This is a genomic window from Paeniglutamicibacter sp. GQ140, assembly GCF_059759235.1.
Window position 1 is genome coordinate 53,854 of record NZ_JCAXDW010000007.1, and the last position, 14,989, is coordinate 68,842.

Annotated in this window: 16 protein-coding genes; 14 read left to right on the forward strand and 2 right to left on the reverse strand. The window is 60.3% G+C overall.

All coding sequences use genetic code 11. The annotated features are described in order from the left end of the window. Positions 1–126: 126 nt before the first annotated feature. The 4 genes from AC6CHY_RS11665 to rsmD are packed head-to-tail and all read left to right on the forward strand — an operon-like array spanning position 127 to position 4,968. Positions 127–1,173: an LCP family protein gene (locus tag AC6CHY_RS11665; RefSeq protein ID WP_498226788.1), complete on the forward strand. Its 1,047-nt coding sequence runs from the start codon at positions 127–129 to the stop codon at positions 1,171–1,173. 22 nt (positions 1,174–1,195) lie between these two features. Continuing rightward, the gene (locus AC6CHY_RS11670) at positions 1,196–2,158 is read left to right on the forward strand and encodes a DAK2 domain-containing protein (RefSeq protein WP_498226789.1); all 963 of its coding nucleotides are present in this window, start codon (positions 1,196–1,198) and stop codon (positions 2,156–2,158) included. Continuing rightward, complete coding sequence (locus AC6CHY_RS11675; protein WP_498226790.1) at positions 2,148–4,361, forward strand: ATP-dependent DNA helicase RecG; 2,214 nt, start codon at positions 2,148–2,150, stop codon at positions 4,359–4,361. Before AC6CHY_RS11670 ends, AC6CHY_RS11675 begins: the two co-directional genes overlap by 11 nt. Positions 4,362–4,368: 7 nt before the next feature. After that, positions 4,369–4,968 (forward strand): 16S rRNA (guanine(966)-N(2))-methyltransferase RsmD, encoded by a 600-nt coding sequence (gene rsmD / locus AC6CHY_RS11680; RefSeq protein WP_498226791.1) that lies wholly within the window; start codon positions 4,369–4,371, stop codon positions 4,966–4,968. Here the strand turns inward: rsmD and AC6CHY_RS11685 are convergent. Next, entirely contained in the window at positions 4,930–5,709 is a 780-nt protein-coding gene (locus AC6CHY_RS11685) for a spermidine synthase (RefSeq protein ID WP_498226792.1), read from the reverse strand. The two genes, rsmD and AC6CHY_RS11685, sit on opposite strands and share 39 nt — an antisense overlap. A gap of 2 nt (positions 5,710–5,711) precedes the next feature. Continuing rightward, complete coding sequence (locus AC6CHY_RS11690) at positions 5,712–6,923, reverse strand: aminotransferase class I/II-fold pyridoxal phosphate-dependent enzyme (RefSeq protein WP_498226793.1); 1,212 nt, start codon at positions 6,921–6,923, stop codon at positions 5,712–5,714. Between the two features lie 114 nt (positions 6,924–7,037). On the opposite strand from AC6CHY_RS11690, the gene coaD reads away from it, so the two are divergent. The 10 genes from coaD (at position 7,038) to AC6CHY_RS11740 (ending at position 14,976) form a co-directional block, all read left to right on the forward strand. Beyond that, entirely contained in the window at positions 7,038–7,514 is a 477-nt protein-coding gene (gene coaD / locus AC6CHY_RS11695) for a pantetheine-phosphate adenylyltransferase (protein ID WP_498226794.1), read from the forward strand. Between the two features lie 49 nt (positions 7,515–7,563). Further along, positions 7,564–8,460: a UTP--glucose-1-phosphate uridylyltransferase GalU gene (gene galU / locus AC6CHY_RS11700; RefSeq protein ID WP_498226795.1), complete on the forward strand. Its 897-nt coding sequence runs from the start codon at positions 7,564–7,566 to the stop codon at positions 8,458–8,460. 141 nt (positions 8,461–8,601) lie between these two features. Then, positions 8,602–9,657 (forward strand): LCP family protein, encoded by a 1,056-nt coding sequence (locus AC6CHY_RS11705; protein WP_498226796.1) that lies wholly within the window; start codon positions 8,602–8,604, stop codon positions 9,655–9,657. A gap of 110 nt (positions 9,658–9,767) precedes the next feature. Next, positions 9,768–10,640 carry an ABC transporter permease gene (locus tag AC6CHY_RS11710; RefSeq protein ID WP_498226797.1) on the forward strand — a complete coding sequence of 291 codons (873 nt, stop codon included), beginning with the start codon at positions 9,768–9,770 and terminating at the stop codon, positions 10,638–10,640. After that, positions 10,624–11,487: an ABC transporter ATP-binding protein gene (locus AC6CHY_RS11715; RefSeq protein WP_498226798.1), complete on the forward strand. Its 864-nt coding sequence runs from the start codon at positions 10,624–10,626 to the stop codon at positions 11,485–11,487. The genes AC6CHY_RS11710 and AC6CHY_RS11715 overlap by 17 nt, the downstream gene beginning before the upstream one ends. Further along, positions 11,484–12,530, forward strand: a complete 1,047-nt coding sequence (locus AC6CHY_RS11720; protein ID WP_498226799.1) for a glycosyltransferase family 2 protein — start codon at positions 11,484–11,486, stop codon at positions 12,528–12,530. The genes AC6CHY_RS11715 and AC6CHY_RS11720 overlap by 4 nt, the downstream gene beginning before the upstream one ends. After that, positions 12,527–13,351, forward strand: a complete 825-nt coding sequence (locus AC6CHY_RS11725; protein ID WP_498226800.1) for a CDP-alcohol phosphatidyltransferase family protein — start codon at positions 12,527–12,529, stop codon at positions 13,349–13,351. The genes AC6CHY_RS11720 and AC6CHY_RS11725 overlap by 4 nt, the downstream gene beginning before the upstream one ends. Positions 13,352–13,406: 55 nt before the next feature. Continuing rightward, entirely contained in the window at positions 13,407–14,249 is an 843-nt protein-coding gene (locus AC6CHY_RS11730) for a glycosyltransferase family 2 protein (RefSeq protein WP_498226891.1), read from the forward strand. 51 nt (positions 14,250–14,300) lie between these two features. Next, complete coding sequence (locus AC6CHY_RS11735; protein WP_498226801.1) at positions 14,301–14,762, forward strand: FAD synthase family protein; 462 nt, start codon at positions 14,301–14,303, stop codon at positions 14,760–14,762. A 64-nt stretch (positions 14,763–14,826) separates the two neighbouring features. Continuing rightward, on the forward strand, positions 14,827–14,976 hold the full coding sequence (locus AC6CHY_RS11740; protein WP_498226802.1) for a hypothetical protein: 150 nt from the start codon (positions 14,827–14,829) through the stop codon (positions 14,974–14,976). Positions 14,977–14,989: the final 13 nt, after the last annotated feature.

Consider the following 14,989-nt stretch of genomic DNA (forward strand, 5'->3'; position numbering starts at 1 on the left):
CGTCGCTGGGAAAGAGCTGTGAGTTCAAGGAATCTGGGCTGGTAAAAATCAATCTGGGCACTTAAACAGCCTACCTGTCCCGCGACATGACTAGGATGTAAAGGAGTATTTGCTTGAGAGGCATAAATGACACACTTGAACGGGTCCTTTGAGGACACCGGCTACAAACAGCCGAAAAAGAAAAAGCGCACCGGCCTGATGATTTTGCTGGGTGCCGTGGCGCTGGTCCTGATTGCGTTGCTGGTGGCCGGTGGGTACCTGTTCTCGCTTGCGCGCAGCTTCGACAACGGCACCACCAAGTTGCCGGACGCATTTCCCGAGGAGACGTTGCGGCCGCCGAAGGCCGATACGGCCAAGGACGCGGTGAACATCCTGCTTTTGGGCAGCGACACCCGGGCCACGAACCAAGGCGATGACGAGTTTGCCAAGCTGCCCAACGGCGGCCGCTCGGACACGATGATGCTGGTGCACATTCCCGCGAATCGAGAAGGCGTATACGTCACCTCGATCATGCGTGACACCTGGCTGGATATCCCCGGGCACGGCAAGGCCAAGATCAATGCCGCATTCGCCTACGGGGGAGTCGCGCTGACCGTCCAAACCCTCGAGGGACTGCTTGACACGCGCATCGACCACGTTGCCTCCATCGACTTTGAGGGCTTCAAGGGCCTGACGGACGCGCTTGGCGGGGTGGAAATCAACAATCCCATCGCCTTCAAGCAGAATCTCGCGAACGGTTTCTTCTTCCCCAAGGGCGTCCAGACCCTGAACGGCGAGGAGGCACTGGCGTTCGTGCGCGAACGCTACGCCTTCAAGGACGGCGACTACCAGCGAGTCCGCAACCAGCAGCTTTTCGTCAAGGCCATCATGAGCACCCTGCTGTCGAAGGAAACCTTGACCGACCCCGGAAAGATTTCCGCGACCGTCGAGGAATTCGCCCCCTACGTCGCCGTCGACGAAACACTGGACGCGGTCAAGGTGGCGACCCTGGGCGGTTCGATGTCCAAGGTCCGCTCCGGCGACATGACCTTCTTCACGCTTCCCAACAGCGGAACCGGACGCTCCGCGGACGGCCAGTCCATCGTCGTTCCCGACATGGACGTGATTGGCGAATATGCGGAAGCCTTGAAGCAGGACAAGGTGGGACAATTTGTAGAGGATAACGGTCTCTAAGGATCAAGTGATCACTCACACCATGAACCAAAAAATCCACGCCAATGCCAATGCCATGTCAACGTGGCTCGAGCGGATGGTCAAGAGCCTGGGAAACCATAGCGACCGCCTCAACGCGATCAATATCTTTCCGGTTGCAGACGGGGACACCGGCAGCAACCTCTACCTCACGGCCCGCAGCGCCCACGATGCGATTTCCAAGCTGGAAACCGAGAACATCGGTGAGCTTCTCACCATGGCTTCGCGCGCCGCGATGGAATCGGCACGTGGAAACTCCGGGACGTTGCTCGCGGTGTTCATGGCAGGTCTGGCGGAACCCCTGTGCGGCGTGGAGCGGATCACCGCCCCGGTGCTGGCCACAGCCATGGAACGCGGCAAGGTCAGGGCATGGTCCGCCCTCAGCGACCCGGTGTCAGGGACCATGCTCTCGGTCATGCAGGTCGTTGCCGACACGGCCAGGGCAACGCACCGGACGAGTGAATTCGAGCCGGAGAGCAAGGCCGCGCTTGTTGAGATGCTGGGTGCCATGTGCGTCGCAGCGGAAAAAGCAGTGGTGGCAACGGAAAACGAACTCGGGCAACTGCACGACGCCCAGATCGTTGACGCCGGTGCGGTGGGGATGCTGATCATCCTGGATGAGCTTCGTGGTGCCCTGCTGGGCCAGGTCATTGACCCCGACGAATATTCCAAACTGCACGGGTACGGCATCCAAGACCCGCATATTCACCAAAACGTTTCCCACGACACCGGTGTCGAGGTCATGTGCACCATTAGCCTCGACGCCTTGGGCGCAGCCACCTTGCGGGGACAACTGGACACCATTGGCGACTCCGTCATCATGAGCCCGGTCAACCCCACCGAGGACGGATACCGCTGGCGCGTGCACGTGCATGTGCCCGAGGCCGAGAGCGCCTTGAGCGTCATTCGAGGTATCGGTTCCCCGGTCAACATTTCGGTGACCGATCTCTGCACCCATGACGGCTAGCCCGGAATTCACCAGCGATACGCCACTGAACACCGTCCTTGGCGCAGCTTCGGCGCGCAAGGTGGAAACGGCGTTTGGATATGCCACGGTGGGGCAGATGCTCTCACACTTCCCCCGCCGCTACATGGAAATCGGCGAGCTCTCGAAAATTTCGGAGCTTCCCGTCGGGGAGGACGTCACGATCGTCGCCGAAGTGAAGACGGTCAACCAGCGGCGCATGCATTCACGCTCGGGGTTCCTGCTGGAGGTTGTTGTCAGCGACGCACTCGGTCCCGAGCAGTCGACGCTTCGGATGACCTTCTTCAATGGCTATGAAGCGAAGAAGGAGCTGCAGGTCGGGTCCACCGCCATGTTCAGCGGCAAGGTCACCACCTACCGCAACCACATGGAACTGACCCACCCGGAGTATTCCCTGCTCGACACCGCGGAGGAAGCCGACCCGCGTCCCATTCCCATCTATCCGGCCACCGCAAAGTTTCCCAACAAGAAGATCCGGGAAATCATGGAATTGGTCTTGGCCGGGGTCGGCCCCTTGGGGTTCCCGGAGTTCATTCCGGAATCGGTCTTGGAAAAGCAGCGTATTCCGGGCCGCCTCGTGGCCTACGAAAATATCCATAGGCCGCAAACCGTCGCCCAAGGGTATGCGGCAAGAAAGCGTTTTGCCTTCGAAGAGGCATTCCTGCTCCAGTTGGCCCTTGCCCAGCGCAGGGTCCACCGCCTGCAGCAACCAGCAATTGCCCGCCGGGGCACCGGCGACGGGCTCTTGGCCGCATTCGACAAGACACTTCCGTTCACCCTCACCGACGGCCAGGTGTTGGCCGGCATGGAAATCTCCGAGGATCTGGTGCGTGGCCATCCGATGAACCGCCTGCTCCAAGGCGAGGTTGGCTCGGGCAAGACCCTGGTGGCATTGCGGGCCATGCTGCAGGTTATCGACTCGGGAGGGCAAACCGCCCTGCTGGCACCCACCGAGGTGCTTGCCCAACAGCACCACCAATCCATCAAGAAGCTCCTTGGCTCCCTGGGAACCGGTGGCGAGCTGGGCTCCGACCCCCGGGCCACGCGCGTTGACCTCTTGACGGGTTCGGCAGGGGCCAAGGAACGCAAACGCGTACTCCTCGGTGCAGCTTCCGGTGAGACCGGCATCCTGGTCGGAACGCACTCCCTGCTTTCGGACATGGTCAGCTTCGTGGACCTCGGACTTGTCGTGGTGGACGAACAGCATCGCTTCGGGGTGGAGCAACGCGATGCCCTGCGGTCCAAGGCCGACACACCGCCGCACATGCTCGTCATGACCGCCACCCCGATTCCACGCACCGTGGCGATGACAGTCTTTGGAGATCTTGAGGTGAGCCTCATGCGGACACTCCCTCCCGGGCGGGCACCGATTGCCACGCACCTGGTGCCGCTGCAAATCCCCGCCATGCAGCAGCGGCTCTTCGCCCGGATGGCCGAGGAAACCGCAAAGGGTCACCAGGTTTACGTGGTCTGCTCGCGCATCAGCGAGAAGGTCCTCGAAGACGACTACCTGCCCATGTCCGTAGAACCCATGCCCAACGCGGCGGGGGACGACGGCCCGGCCAGGCCCGCCACCATGACCGTGGAAAAAATGATGGAATTGCTTCGGTCCATGGACATCTTCGCCAACACGGAGATCCGGGCCTTGCACGGTCGCATGCCCAGCGAGGAAAAAGCCGAGGCGATGCAGGCGTTTGACAGCGGGCGGGCCTCCATCCTGGTTTCAACGACGGTGATCGAGGTTGGCGTGGACGTACACAACGCCACGCTCATGGTGATCATTGATGCCGAAAACTTTGGGATATCCCAGCTACACCAACTGCGCGGCCGTATTGGCCGTGGCGGGCTGCCGGGCACCTGCCTGATGGCCACCTGGTTGGACGCCGAGCACCCTTCGGTGGCCCGGCTGCGGGCCGTGGAATCCACCACCGATGGATTCCTGCTCGCGGAATCGGATCTCAATGAACGCCGCGAAGGCGACATCCTGGGGGCGAGCCAGTCCGGTTCCCGCTCCACGCTCAAGGTCCTGCGCGTGATGAAGGACGCGAAACTTATTGCCCGCGCCAGGGAAGCGGCCGAGTCCGTGGTGGATGGCGAGGCCGGGCTGGGGTCCTATCCCGGGCTGCAGGCGGCCGTTGAGGAATGGGTAGACGAAGACATGCAAGCATTCCTGGAAAGGGGATAGATCCACAATGAGTCGCATCGTTGCCGGCGCCGCCGGAGGCATTCCACTCAAAAGCGTTCCGGGGGACTCCACCCGGCCCACCACCGACCGGGTCAAGGAAGCCTTGTTTTCGAGGCTGGAAAGCTACGATGTGCTTGCCAACGCCCGGGTCCTTGACCTCTATGCCGGAGCCGGTTCCCTGGGCCTCGAAGCTGCCAGCCGCGGAGCCCGCTCCGTCCTGTTGGTGGAGCTTGCCCCCAAGGCCGTCGCGGTCTGCCAGGCCAACGCCGGAATCGTCAACAAGGCGCTGCGCAACGACTTGGTCAGCGTTCGCCGCGGGTCGGTGGACTCCGTCCTGGATTCCTTCGCCCCGGTCCACGGGGCAAGCGCCGGAAGGACCTGGGACGTCGTTTTCATGGATCCGCCGTACCCGCTGACCGAAGACGAGCTGGCCAAAACCCTGGAAAAGGTTTCGCTCGTCCTCGAAGTGGGGGCCACGGTTGTGGTGGAAAGATCCTCGCGATCCGCCGAGCCCACGTGGCCTGCCGGGCTGGAGAGGTTTGCCGAGAAGAAATACGGCGAAACCCGACTATGGTTTGCCGAACCCGTCGAGCTCGGCGCCGAATAGGACCGTCCCCGGGTGCGGGCCGGCAGCCCTCAAGCGGTCCACCACGGTAAGGTCGAGCCGCGACTGGGTGCCCGCCAGAATCATGTTTCCCGGGTACTTCCGGGAGAAGATCTCCGTGGGAGCGCTCGCAACAACGGTGGCGAAGACTTGCGACATCGCCTTGATCTGGCTGTCGGCGAAGGCAAAGGGTGGATCATCGCCGACATTGACCAACACGAGTCCGCCGGGACGCAACAGGTCGTTCATTTCCGCATAAAATTCGGGGACGGTCAAATGCCGGGGTGCGCCGAAGCCACTGAAGATATCCAGCACGATGACGTCGAATGCCTCGGTGGCCAATTCATGGGTCAACACGCTACGGGCGTCCCCAATAATGGTCCTGAGGTTTCCTTTATTCGCCATGGGCAGTGCATCAAGGACAAAATCGAGCAGCTCCCTCTCCAGATCCACGGCGACTTGAACACTGCCCGGCCTCGTATCTTCGATATAGCGGGCCAAGGTCAATGCCCCGGCGCCTAAATGAAGGACCCGCAGGGGCCGTCCGGGCTCCGAATGCTCGTCGACGTGGTTGGCGAGTCGCCGAAGATATTCGTAGAAGATCTCCTCCGGGTGGTCGACATTCACATGTGATTGCTCGGCGCCGCCCAGTGCCAATACCCAGGCGCCTGCAACGAAGGCGTCTTCCTCCAAGGTGGCGTGCGCCCCGAGGTTGCTTAGCCAACGGCTTGCACGCTTTACCACGATCAGCCACCCACCTTGGCTGAGAGCCGGGAGAGGCGGATTGCAGCTTCGGTGAGCAGTTCCGGCTTCTTGCAAAACGCAAAGCGCATGAGGCTTCGCGTGCGTTCGGCACCTTCTGCGTGGCAAAAGACGGACAAGGGAATTCCTGCCACGCCAATTGATTCAGGCATCTGGCGGGCCAGATCCAAGGCATTGTCAAAGCCAAGGGGTGCAACGTCGGCGACGATGAAGTAGGTGCCCTGCGGCCGGTAGACCGTCATGCCGGCTGCCTCGAGCCCCTTGGCAAGCACCTCGCTACGTTTGCCGAGGTCCTCGGCAAAGTTGGTAAAGAATGCCGTCTCGGAATCCAGGGCTTCCGCGACCGCGGGCTGGAATGCAGTACCGGAGGAGTATGTCAGAAACTGCTTGACCGTGCGAACGGCCGCGACCAGCTGGGCCGGCCCGGTGGCCCAGCCGACCTTCCATCCGGTAAACGAGAACGTCTTGCCGACCGAGGATATCGTCAGGGTGCGATCCCATGCGCCAGGCAGCGTGGCCACGGGTATGTGGGCAACGCCAAAGGTGAGGTGCTCATAGACTTCGTCGGAGACGATGAGGCAATCATGTTCGGTTGCCAAGGCAACGATTTCAGCGAGCAGCTCCTTGCCGAAGATGGTGCCCGTGGGATTGTGGGGATTGTTCAGCACAATCATGCGCGTCCGCCCGGTGAAGGCAGCGCGTAGCTCCGTGATGTCCGGCTGGAAATCCGGTGCGTTCAGGGGCACAGTTTTGTGGATGCCTCCTGCCAATCCAATCGTCGCTCCATAGGAGTCATAGAACGGTTCAAAGGTAATGACCTCGTCTCCGGGCTCAATGAATGCGAGCACGGCCGCTGCAATGGCTTCGGTTGCACCCGTGGTGACAACGATTTCGCTCCCCGGATCCACATCCAGCCCGTAAAAGCGTTTTTGGTGATTGGCGATGGCCTTGCGCAGGGGAAGGATTCCCGAGCCCGGTGCGTATTGGTTGAGATCTCCGGATACTCCCTTGGCGGCCATGTCCTTGAAGATCCGTGGACCATCTGCATCAGGGAATCCCTGCCCCAGGTTTATGGCTTCGTGCTTCACGGCGAGGGTGGTGATTTCCTCAAAGATGGTGATCCCGAGTTCGCCATCGGGGGAAAGCAAATTGGCTCCGGCAGCCATCCGCTGCCATGGGAAATCAAATGTGGACATGGTTCATTATCCCGTGCCTTGGTGGTCCACATGCAAGCAGGTCGAAAACGACACGTTGAGTCATCCAGCCGAACGAGGCAGCCCTGCCGAAATCTGCTTGGTAGATTTCAGGGTATGCGTCGAGCCGTCTGCCCCGGGTCCTTTGACCCCATCCATAATGGTCATGTTGAGATCATTGCCCGTGCCAGTAACCTCTTTGATGAAGTCATCGTGGCGGTGTCAACGAATTACGCCAAGAAGTACCGCTTCGAACCGGATGAACGCCTGGAAATGGTTCGGGAAACCATCGGGGGACTGCGCGGTGTCAGCGTCGAACCCATGGGGGATGGCCTGCTTGCAGACTTCTGCAAGCTCCATGGTGCCGATGCCATTGTCAAGGGCCTTCGTTCCACCGTCGACTACCAATATGAGACTCCGATGGCAGTGATGAACCGCCACCTGACAGGGGTGGAGACCGTGTTCCTGGCTGCCGACAACCGCTACACGCACTTGTCCTCCTCGCTGCTCAAGGAAGTACAGGCGTTGGGTGGCGACGTCGCCGACTATCTTCCGCGGACCGTACTGAAGAGATTGCGTTCAAACACGCCTTGAAGGACGACGGGTTAGTTGGGCCACTAGGCGATGAAGTAATGTCGTGGCTATGACTGAGAACCGTCGAGTAATCAAAGCCGTCATTCCAGCCGCCGGATTGGGAACTCGTTTCCTGCCGGCCACCAAGGCCATGCCAAAGGAAATGTTGCCAGTTGTTGACCAGCCGGCAATCCAGTACGTCGTTGCCGAAGCTTCGAAGGCCGGCCTCACCGATGTCTTGATGATTACGGGACGCAGCAAACGAGCCCTGGAAGACCACTTTGACCGGGTTCCATCCATGGAGGCCACTCTCGAGGCCAAGGGCGACACCGAGAAACTGCGTCGGGTCCAGGAAGCCACGGATCTAGGTGAAATCCACTACATTCGTCAGCGCGATCCCAAGGGCCTGGGCCATGCGGTGCTGTGTGCAAAGCAGCACGTTGGCAACGAGGCATTCGCCGTCCTTTTGGGCGATGATCTCATTGACGAACGCGACGAATTGCTCTCGATCATGATCGACGTGCAGGAAAAAACCGGCGGGTCCGTCATCGCCGTGATGGAAGTTGAGCCGGAGCAAATTAGTGCCTACGGTTGCGCCGATGTTTCGGCCGTTGACGGCGAGGGCTACGTCAAGGTCAACGGGCTGGTGGAAAAGCCGGCAGTGGAGGACGCTCCCTCAAATCTCGCGGTCATCGGTCGCTACGTCCTGCACCCGCGGGTGTTCGAGGTCCTCGAGGAAACCCAGCCGGGACGCGGCGGTGAAATCCAGCTGACTGACGCCTTGGAGACGTTGGCCGCTGCCGACGGACCGGGCAGTGGCGTTCATGCTGTGGTGTTCCGCGGGCGTCGCTACGACACCGGTGACAAGCTGAGCTACCTCCAGGCAATCATTTCCCTGGCATGCGAACGCGAGGACCTGGGCCCGGACCTCCTGCCGTGGCTGAAGGACTTCGTCGCGGGGCGCTAATATTTATGTAATTGGCAAGGCTATCTCAGCGTCCTCACAGGGACGCTGAATAGCCTTGCCTTAGTTTGTTCGAAAGTTGTCGACCGAAACATTGCCTCGCGTCGTCCGAGACTTCTCGTTCTGGTCTTATGGAGACGTTGATTGAGTATTAATAAGGAATTCCCCGGCGAGTACGTTCCCCGTCGCCTCGCTCGGCGCAAGAAACGCACGGGTATTGTCGTACTCCTGAGCACGATAGCGGTGGTTGTTGTGGCCGCAGTGGTTGCCAGTACGTATGTAGCCAATTTGGCTGAAACTTTCAATTCGAAGACACGGGTCATCGGTGAAGCCTTCCCTGAGGAGCAGCTCCGCCCGGTGAAGAATCCCGACGACGGTTCCCTGAACTTCCTGTTGCTCGGCGTAGACCATGGGGAAAGTGGCAAGGAAACTTCCGAATTGCTCAAGTCAGGTGCGACGGACCAACGGTCCGACTCAATAATGCTGATGCACATTCCTGAGGACCGGAAGGGCGTGTACGTGATGTCAATCATGCGCGACCTCTATACGGAAATCCCCGGTTATGGCAGCCATAAGATCAACTCTGCAATGTCGCTGGGTGGCGTACCCCTGGTCGTCCAAACCGTTGAGGGGATACTTGATACCAAAATCGATCACGTTGCAATGGTCGATTTTGACGGATTCAAGGACCTGACCGCAGCATTGGGCGGGATTACGGTGCACAACGATATCGAGTTCACCTCGACCGACAGCAAGAAGCATCACTATCCGGTTGGCGATGTTGTTCTCGAGGGCAACAAAGCATTGAGGTTTGTCCGTGAACGCAAGCCGTTCGTTGACGGCGACTACCAGCGAGTGCGTAACCAGCAGAAGTTCATCAAGGCGGTCATGACCGAGTTGCTCTCCAAGGACACGTTGACCAACCCGGCGACAGTTTTCGAAGTCATTGACAAGGTCTCGCCGTACCTGGCACTCGATGACGGGTTGGATGCCGCCACCGCTGCAGGAATCGGTCTTCAATTGAAGGACCTGCGTGCGTCCGGGATCAAGATGTTCACCTTGCCGACGGCTGGCCTTGGCACCTCGCCCGATGGTCAGTCAATCGTTCTGCGCGATGAACAAGCGCTCCTCGACTTGGGTGAGGCACTCCGGACCGACACACTTAAAGCGCACTTGGACCGCGTTGATTTAGACCAGTGACCACTGATACATAGATCACACATTGCCCTGTCGCCGGATGCAAACCGGCCATCGGCATACGTATCTACTAGACTTCATTAGGTTCGCCGGCGACAGCAGGCGAGTAAACCGTGATCAACGAGGTAACGAGAATTATGACAGCTGCCGAATATGCGGCGCAGTACGGCCTGAACAGGGTCGGTGCTCGTCCGGACCTGGTGAGCTATCTGAAGCAGGCTTGGGCCAGACGCGATTTTGCGTTTGAACTTGCCAGAAGTCGACTGCAATCGAGCAACCAGCGAAACCGCCTGGGCATGCTCTGGGTTGTCATCAAGCCGACCATGAACGCCTTGATGTACGGGTTCATCTTCGGTATTCTCCAAGGCGGAAACAAGCCTGCCGACTTCCCCGCCTACGTGGTCATCGGCGTATTCCTCTTCGAGTTTTTTACTGGCTCACTAAATTCAGGCGCCAAGTCAATTACAGGAAGCGCCGCGTTGGTTCAATCCTTGGCGTTCCCTCGTATCACGCTACCCATCTCGGCCGTCATACAACAGTTCCTGACGCTTGTCCCAATGCTTGGCGTTATGTTCGTTTACTGCATGATATTGGGCACCACTCCAAAATGGAGCTGGCTCATGATGATTCCATTGCTCATACTGTTCACAATGTTTAACACCGGTACGGCGTTAATTTGTGCGCGTCTCACTGTGCACATCCGCGACTTCACTCAGATTTTGCCTTTGATAACCAGAATTTTGTTCTACACATCGGGGGTGCTTTTCAGCGTCGACCGAATCTTGAACGCTTTCCCTGCATTGGTCCTCATGTTTGATTTCCATCCGCTCTACCAGGCATTGCAAATTGCCCGAGGCTCCATCATGAACGGCGTAGAATACCCGCCGTTCTATTGGATCGTTTTATCAGTCTGGGCTGTTGCGGCCCTGGTTGGCGGCACCATTTATTTCTGGGCTGCGGAGGAGCGTTATGGTCGAGTTGACTAATTTTGATGATCTGATCAACCCACGCCTGCATGGCAAGTTCGAACCCGAGCCTGTTTACGACGTTGGAACCCAAACTTCGCCTGAAACTGCATCAATAGAAATTGATCCAGCCCGCAAGCCGGTGGTTATCGTGGACAACCTTCACGTCAAGTACCAGGTCTATTCGAGCGGCAAGTCCGTTGGCGCCGCGGGTGCCAAGCGCCTGTTGCAGTCATCTACGCGCGGCATCCGGGAAGTCCACGCCGTTAAGGGCGTGTCATTCGTTGCCTATGAGAACGAGTCAATCGGTGTGATCGGCTCGAACGGCTCCGGCAAGTCAACTCTCATGCGCACCATTACCGGACTAACGAGTCCTGCTGAAGGATCGGTTTATGCATCGTCGCGCCCGAACATGTTGGGCGTCGGCGCGGCATTGATTCCGGATCTTTCCGGTGACAAGAACATCATGCTTGGTGGTCTTGCCCTGGGGTACAACCGCCAGGAAATCAACGAGATGCGCGAGGACATTACGAAGTTCGCGGAACTCGAGGAGTTCATCGACCTGCCGATGCGTACCTATAGCTCCGGTATGTCCGCCCGGCTGAAGTTCGCCATCGCAGCGTCCAAGCAACACGACATCCTGATTGTCGATGAAGCCCTGGCCGTGGGAGACGCCCGCTTCCGCAAGCGAAGCGAGGCAAAGATCCGTGAAATCCGCGAGAATGCCGGAACAATCTTCTTGGTTTCCCACTCGATGGGATCGATCCTGGATACCTGCAACCGGGTCATTTGGATCGAAAAAGGCGTCCTGATGATGGACGGGGATGCCAAGACCGTCGTCAATGCCTACAAGGCCAAAAAGAAGTGACGGCCGCGCAGACCTTGGGCGTTTCCTATGTCATGCCGGTGCTCAACGAAGCCGAGTACCTCCGCGACGCCGTCGCCAGCGTACTTGGCCAGGACTATGCCGGGGACAAGGAAATCGTCTTGGCGTTGGGTCCCAGCACCGACTCGACCGACGCGGTCGCGGCGCAACTGGCGGCCGAGGATGCCAGGGTCAAGCTGGTCCACAATCCCCAGGGGCGGACACCCATCGGGTTGAACCTCGCCATCCAGGCCTCCCAGCACCCGATCGTGGTCCGCGTCGACGCGCACAGCGAGCTCATGCCGTCCTACACGGCCCGCGGGGTGGAAACCATGTTCCGCGTTGACGCCCACGATGTCGGAGGACTCATGGATGCGCGGGGCAAGACGCCCCTGCAGCGTGCGATAGCCGCGGCCTACCATTCCCCGTGGGGCCTGGGCGGCGCCGCGTACCACAGCGGTGCACCCGAGGGCCCGGCCGAGTCCGCCTATCTGGGTATTTTCCGCCGCGAGGTCTTCGACGAGGTCGGCTACTACGACGAGTCGCTTCACCGCGCCCAGGACTGGGAACTTTGCCTGCGCATCCGCCAGGCAGGATACAAGGTCTGGTTCGATCCCGAACTCGAGACGGCCTACTACCCCCGTGATACCTACAAGGACCTCTCCGCCCAGTCATATGCTTCCGGTGTCTGGCGGGGGGAGCTGTCGCGCCGCTACCCTGACGGAAAATCAATCCGCCACGACCTGCCGCCGCTGATGGTTGTCGGTACCACCCTGGGTGCCGTTGCCTGGCTGATTGACCCCTGGCTGACGGCCGAGGCGCCCGCCGCCGTGCGGGTCGCGCTGAACCTCTTGAAGCTTGCGCCGGTCGGATACGCGGGCCTGGTGGTCTTTGCGACATTGACAGGCAAGCGAACCACCTTGAAGGAGAAGCTTTTGATGCTCGGTGTTTTCCCGGCCATCCACTTCCCGTGGGCCGTCGGCTTCGTCAAGGGTCGCGTGCGCGGTGCGCAGGGCACCTTGGATAGGGGAAGGGTGCGTTCATGAACACCGAACCCATTCGACCGAATAACCCGACTCTGGAGCAGCTACGCGCGGTATGCCAGCCCCCGGAAGTCCGAGCCCGGCGCAATGCCGAGCACTGGACGGCGGAACTGTACCTGCGCCACATCTCCATCTACCTGACAGCCGTCCTGGTGCGCACGCGCATCAGCGCCAACGGCGTCACCGGGCTCATGATCCTAGCCGGCTGGCTCATGTCGGCCGCCCTGCTGATCCCTGGCGTGTGGGGACCGCTGCTGGCCGTCGTCCTGTCCCAAGTGCAGCTCTACTTTGACTGCAGCGACGGTGAAGTGGCGCGCTGGCGCGGCACCCAGTCGCCGCGCGGCATTTTCATTGACATGGTCGGCCACCACACCACCGAGGCACTGATCCCGATCGCCGTGGGCTACCGCGTCTTCATCGAGTTGCAGGCCCAGGGGGCGGACGCCGCGCAGGCCTGGCCGACGCTCTTCATTGCCGCGGTGCTCTCCGTGCTGCTGGTGCTCAACCGCTCCCAGAGCTTGATGGTCCACGCCGCCCGCAGCATGGCAGGACTGAGCAAGCTCCCGGACACGGCCGAGGCGCGCGCGGTCTCGCCGGCCAGCCTCGTCGGGAAACTGCGCTCGGCTGCCCGTTTCCTGCCCTTCCACAAGATGCTCCATGCCGTGGAACTCAGCCTCCTCATCCTGGCGCTGTCGATTGTCTCGGTCATCGTGGGCATTCCGGGCATCGCCGAGAAGTGGATGCTCTGGATCCTCCTCCCGGCCGTGCTGCTGGTGAACGTCGGGCATTTCGTTGCGACCATGGCCTCGTCACGGTTGCGGTGATCCCTTGACGAGTCCAGAAGGCAATCTTCCCTCCATCGGCGTCGTGGTCCTGACCATGGGCAATCGACCCGTGGAACTGAACCGCGCCCTGAAGAGCCTCTTGGGCCAACAAGAGGTCGAACTGGACGTGGTCGTTGTCGGCAACGGCTGGGATCCGGTTGGGCTTCCCACGGGAGTCCGTGGCCACTACCTGGAACACAACCTGGGCATCCCGGCCGGCCGCAACGCGGGTGTCCCGCTGGTAACGGGGGAGTACCTCTGCTTCCTGGACGACGACTCCTGGTTCCTGGACCCGGACTTCCTCGAAGAGGCAATATCCAGGTTCGAGAGCCACCCCCGAATGGGGCTTCTCCAGCCGAGGATCACCGACCCGGCCAGCAACGACGACCCCACCCGGTGGATCCCAAGACTGAACAAGCGCACGGCCGGGGAATCGAGCAGGGTCTTCCACGTGGGTGAAACTTGCCTGCTGATGCCCCGCCACATCTTCGACGAGACCGGCGGCTGGGCCGGCGGGTTCTGGTACGCACACGAGGGCATCGAACTTGCCTGGCGCGTCTGGGACACCGGACACCACGTCTGGTACGCCGGCGACATGCGCATCGGCCACCCCGTGGTCGACCAGAGGCGCCACGAGGAGTTCTACCGCCTCAACGCCCGAAACCGGGTGTGGCTGGCCAAGCGCAACCTGCGCTGGCCCTTCAGTTGGGTTTATGTGTCCAGTTGGGCGCTGGTCGAAGCCACCCGCCTGCGCAAGAATCCCGAGGCGGTGCGACAGTACTTCAGCGGATGGCTTGCCGGATGGCGGGAGAGTCCCTGGTACGCAACGCCCCGACGAAAACTCAAGTGGTCGACCCATCTGCGCATGCTGATGGCCGGCCGACCACCCGTAATCTAGGATCTCGATCCCTGCGCCTCAGGGCGCAACAATGCAGTAATGGAGTTGAACATGGCAAAAACAGTCCTGACCTATGGCACGTTTGATCTTTTTCACATCGGGCACCTGAACATCCTCAAGCGCCTCAAGGAAAAAGGCGACCGCCTGATCGTCGGCGTTTCAACCGACGAATTCAATGCCATCAAGGGCAAGAAGCCAATCGTTCCCTTCGAGCAGCGCATCGAGATTGTCAGGGCGATCAAGTATGTCGACGAGGCCATCCCGGAAGACAACTGGGAACAGAAGCGCCTGGACATCGCCAAGTACGGCGTCAACGTTTTTGGCATTGGCGAAGACTGGAAAGGCAAGTTCGACGACCTGGGTAACGAGGTCGAGGTCGTGTACCTTCCCCGTACATCAGGCATTTCCACCACCGAATTGAAGCGGGTGCTGAGTGCGTTCGACGAACGCCACGTGGCGAAGCTGAAGGACACCCTGGACAGCCTGAGCCAGATCGTCAAGGAACTGAGCTAACGACCCCCTTGCATGGATGAGCCCTCCCATCGGGGGCTCATTTGGCGTGCCCGGGCACGGACGCATGGCGTCCGTAATCCTTGGTCTCGCCAACGCGGGTGACCTGGCCGACGGGCCCGTCGAAACGATGAACAACAACGAGCAATTCACCGTGGGCCAGGAGCACCGTGTGGAATCGACGGGCCGCCCCGGCGACCGCTCGAATTCCGCGTAAAAGGAAACCGAAG

Coding starts and splice junctions, on each gene's coding strand:
- galU (WP_498226795.1), top strand. CDS start 7,564: ATGACTGAGAACCGTCGAGTAATCAAAGCCGTCATTCCAGCCGCCGGA.
- rsmD (WP_498226791.1), top strand. CDS start 4,369: ATGAGTCGCATCGTTGCCGGCGCCGCCGGAGGCATTCCACTCAAAAGC.
- AC6CHY_RS11725 (WP_498226800.1), top strand. CDS start 12,527: ATGAACACCGAACCCATTCGACCGAATAACCCGACTCTGGAGCAGCTA.
- AC6CHY_RS11690 (WP_498226793.1), bottom strand. CDS start 6,923: ATGTCCACATTTGATTTCCCATGGCAGCGGATGGCTGCCGGAGCCAAT.
- coaD (WP_498226794.1), top strand. CDS start 7,038: ATGCGTCGAGCCGTCTGCCCCGGGTCCTTTGACCCCATCCATAATGGT.
- AC6CHY_RS11715 (WP_498226798.1), top strand. CDS start 10,624: ATGGTCGAGTTGACTAATTTTGATGATCTGATCAACCCACGCCTGCAT.
- AC6CHY_RS11730 (WP_498226891.1), top strand. CDS start 13,407: ATGGGCAATCGACCCGTGGAACTGAACCGCGCCCTGAAGAGCCTCTTG.
- AC6CHY_RS11675 (WP_498226790.1), top strand. CDS start 2,148: ATGACGGCTAGCCCGGAATTCACCAGCGATACGCCACTGAACACCGTC.
- AC6CHY_RS11665 (WP_498226788.1), top strand. CDS start 127: ATGACACACTTGAACGGGTCCTTTGAGGACACCGGCTACAAACAGCCG.
- AC6CHY_RS11740 (WP_498226802.1), top strand. CDS start 14,827: ATGGCGTCCGTAATCCTTGGTCTCGCCAACGCGGGTGACCTGGCCGAC.
- AC6CHY_RS11735 (WP_498226801.1), top strand. CDS start 14,301: ATGGCAAAAACAGTCCTGACCTATGGCACGTTTGATCTTTTTCACATC.
- AC6CHY_RS11670 (WP_498226789.1), top strand. CDS start 1,196: ATGAACCAAAAAATCCACGCCAATGCCAATGCCATGTCAACGTGGCTC.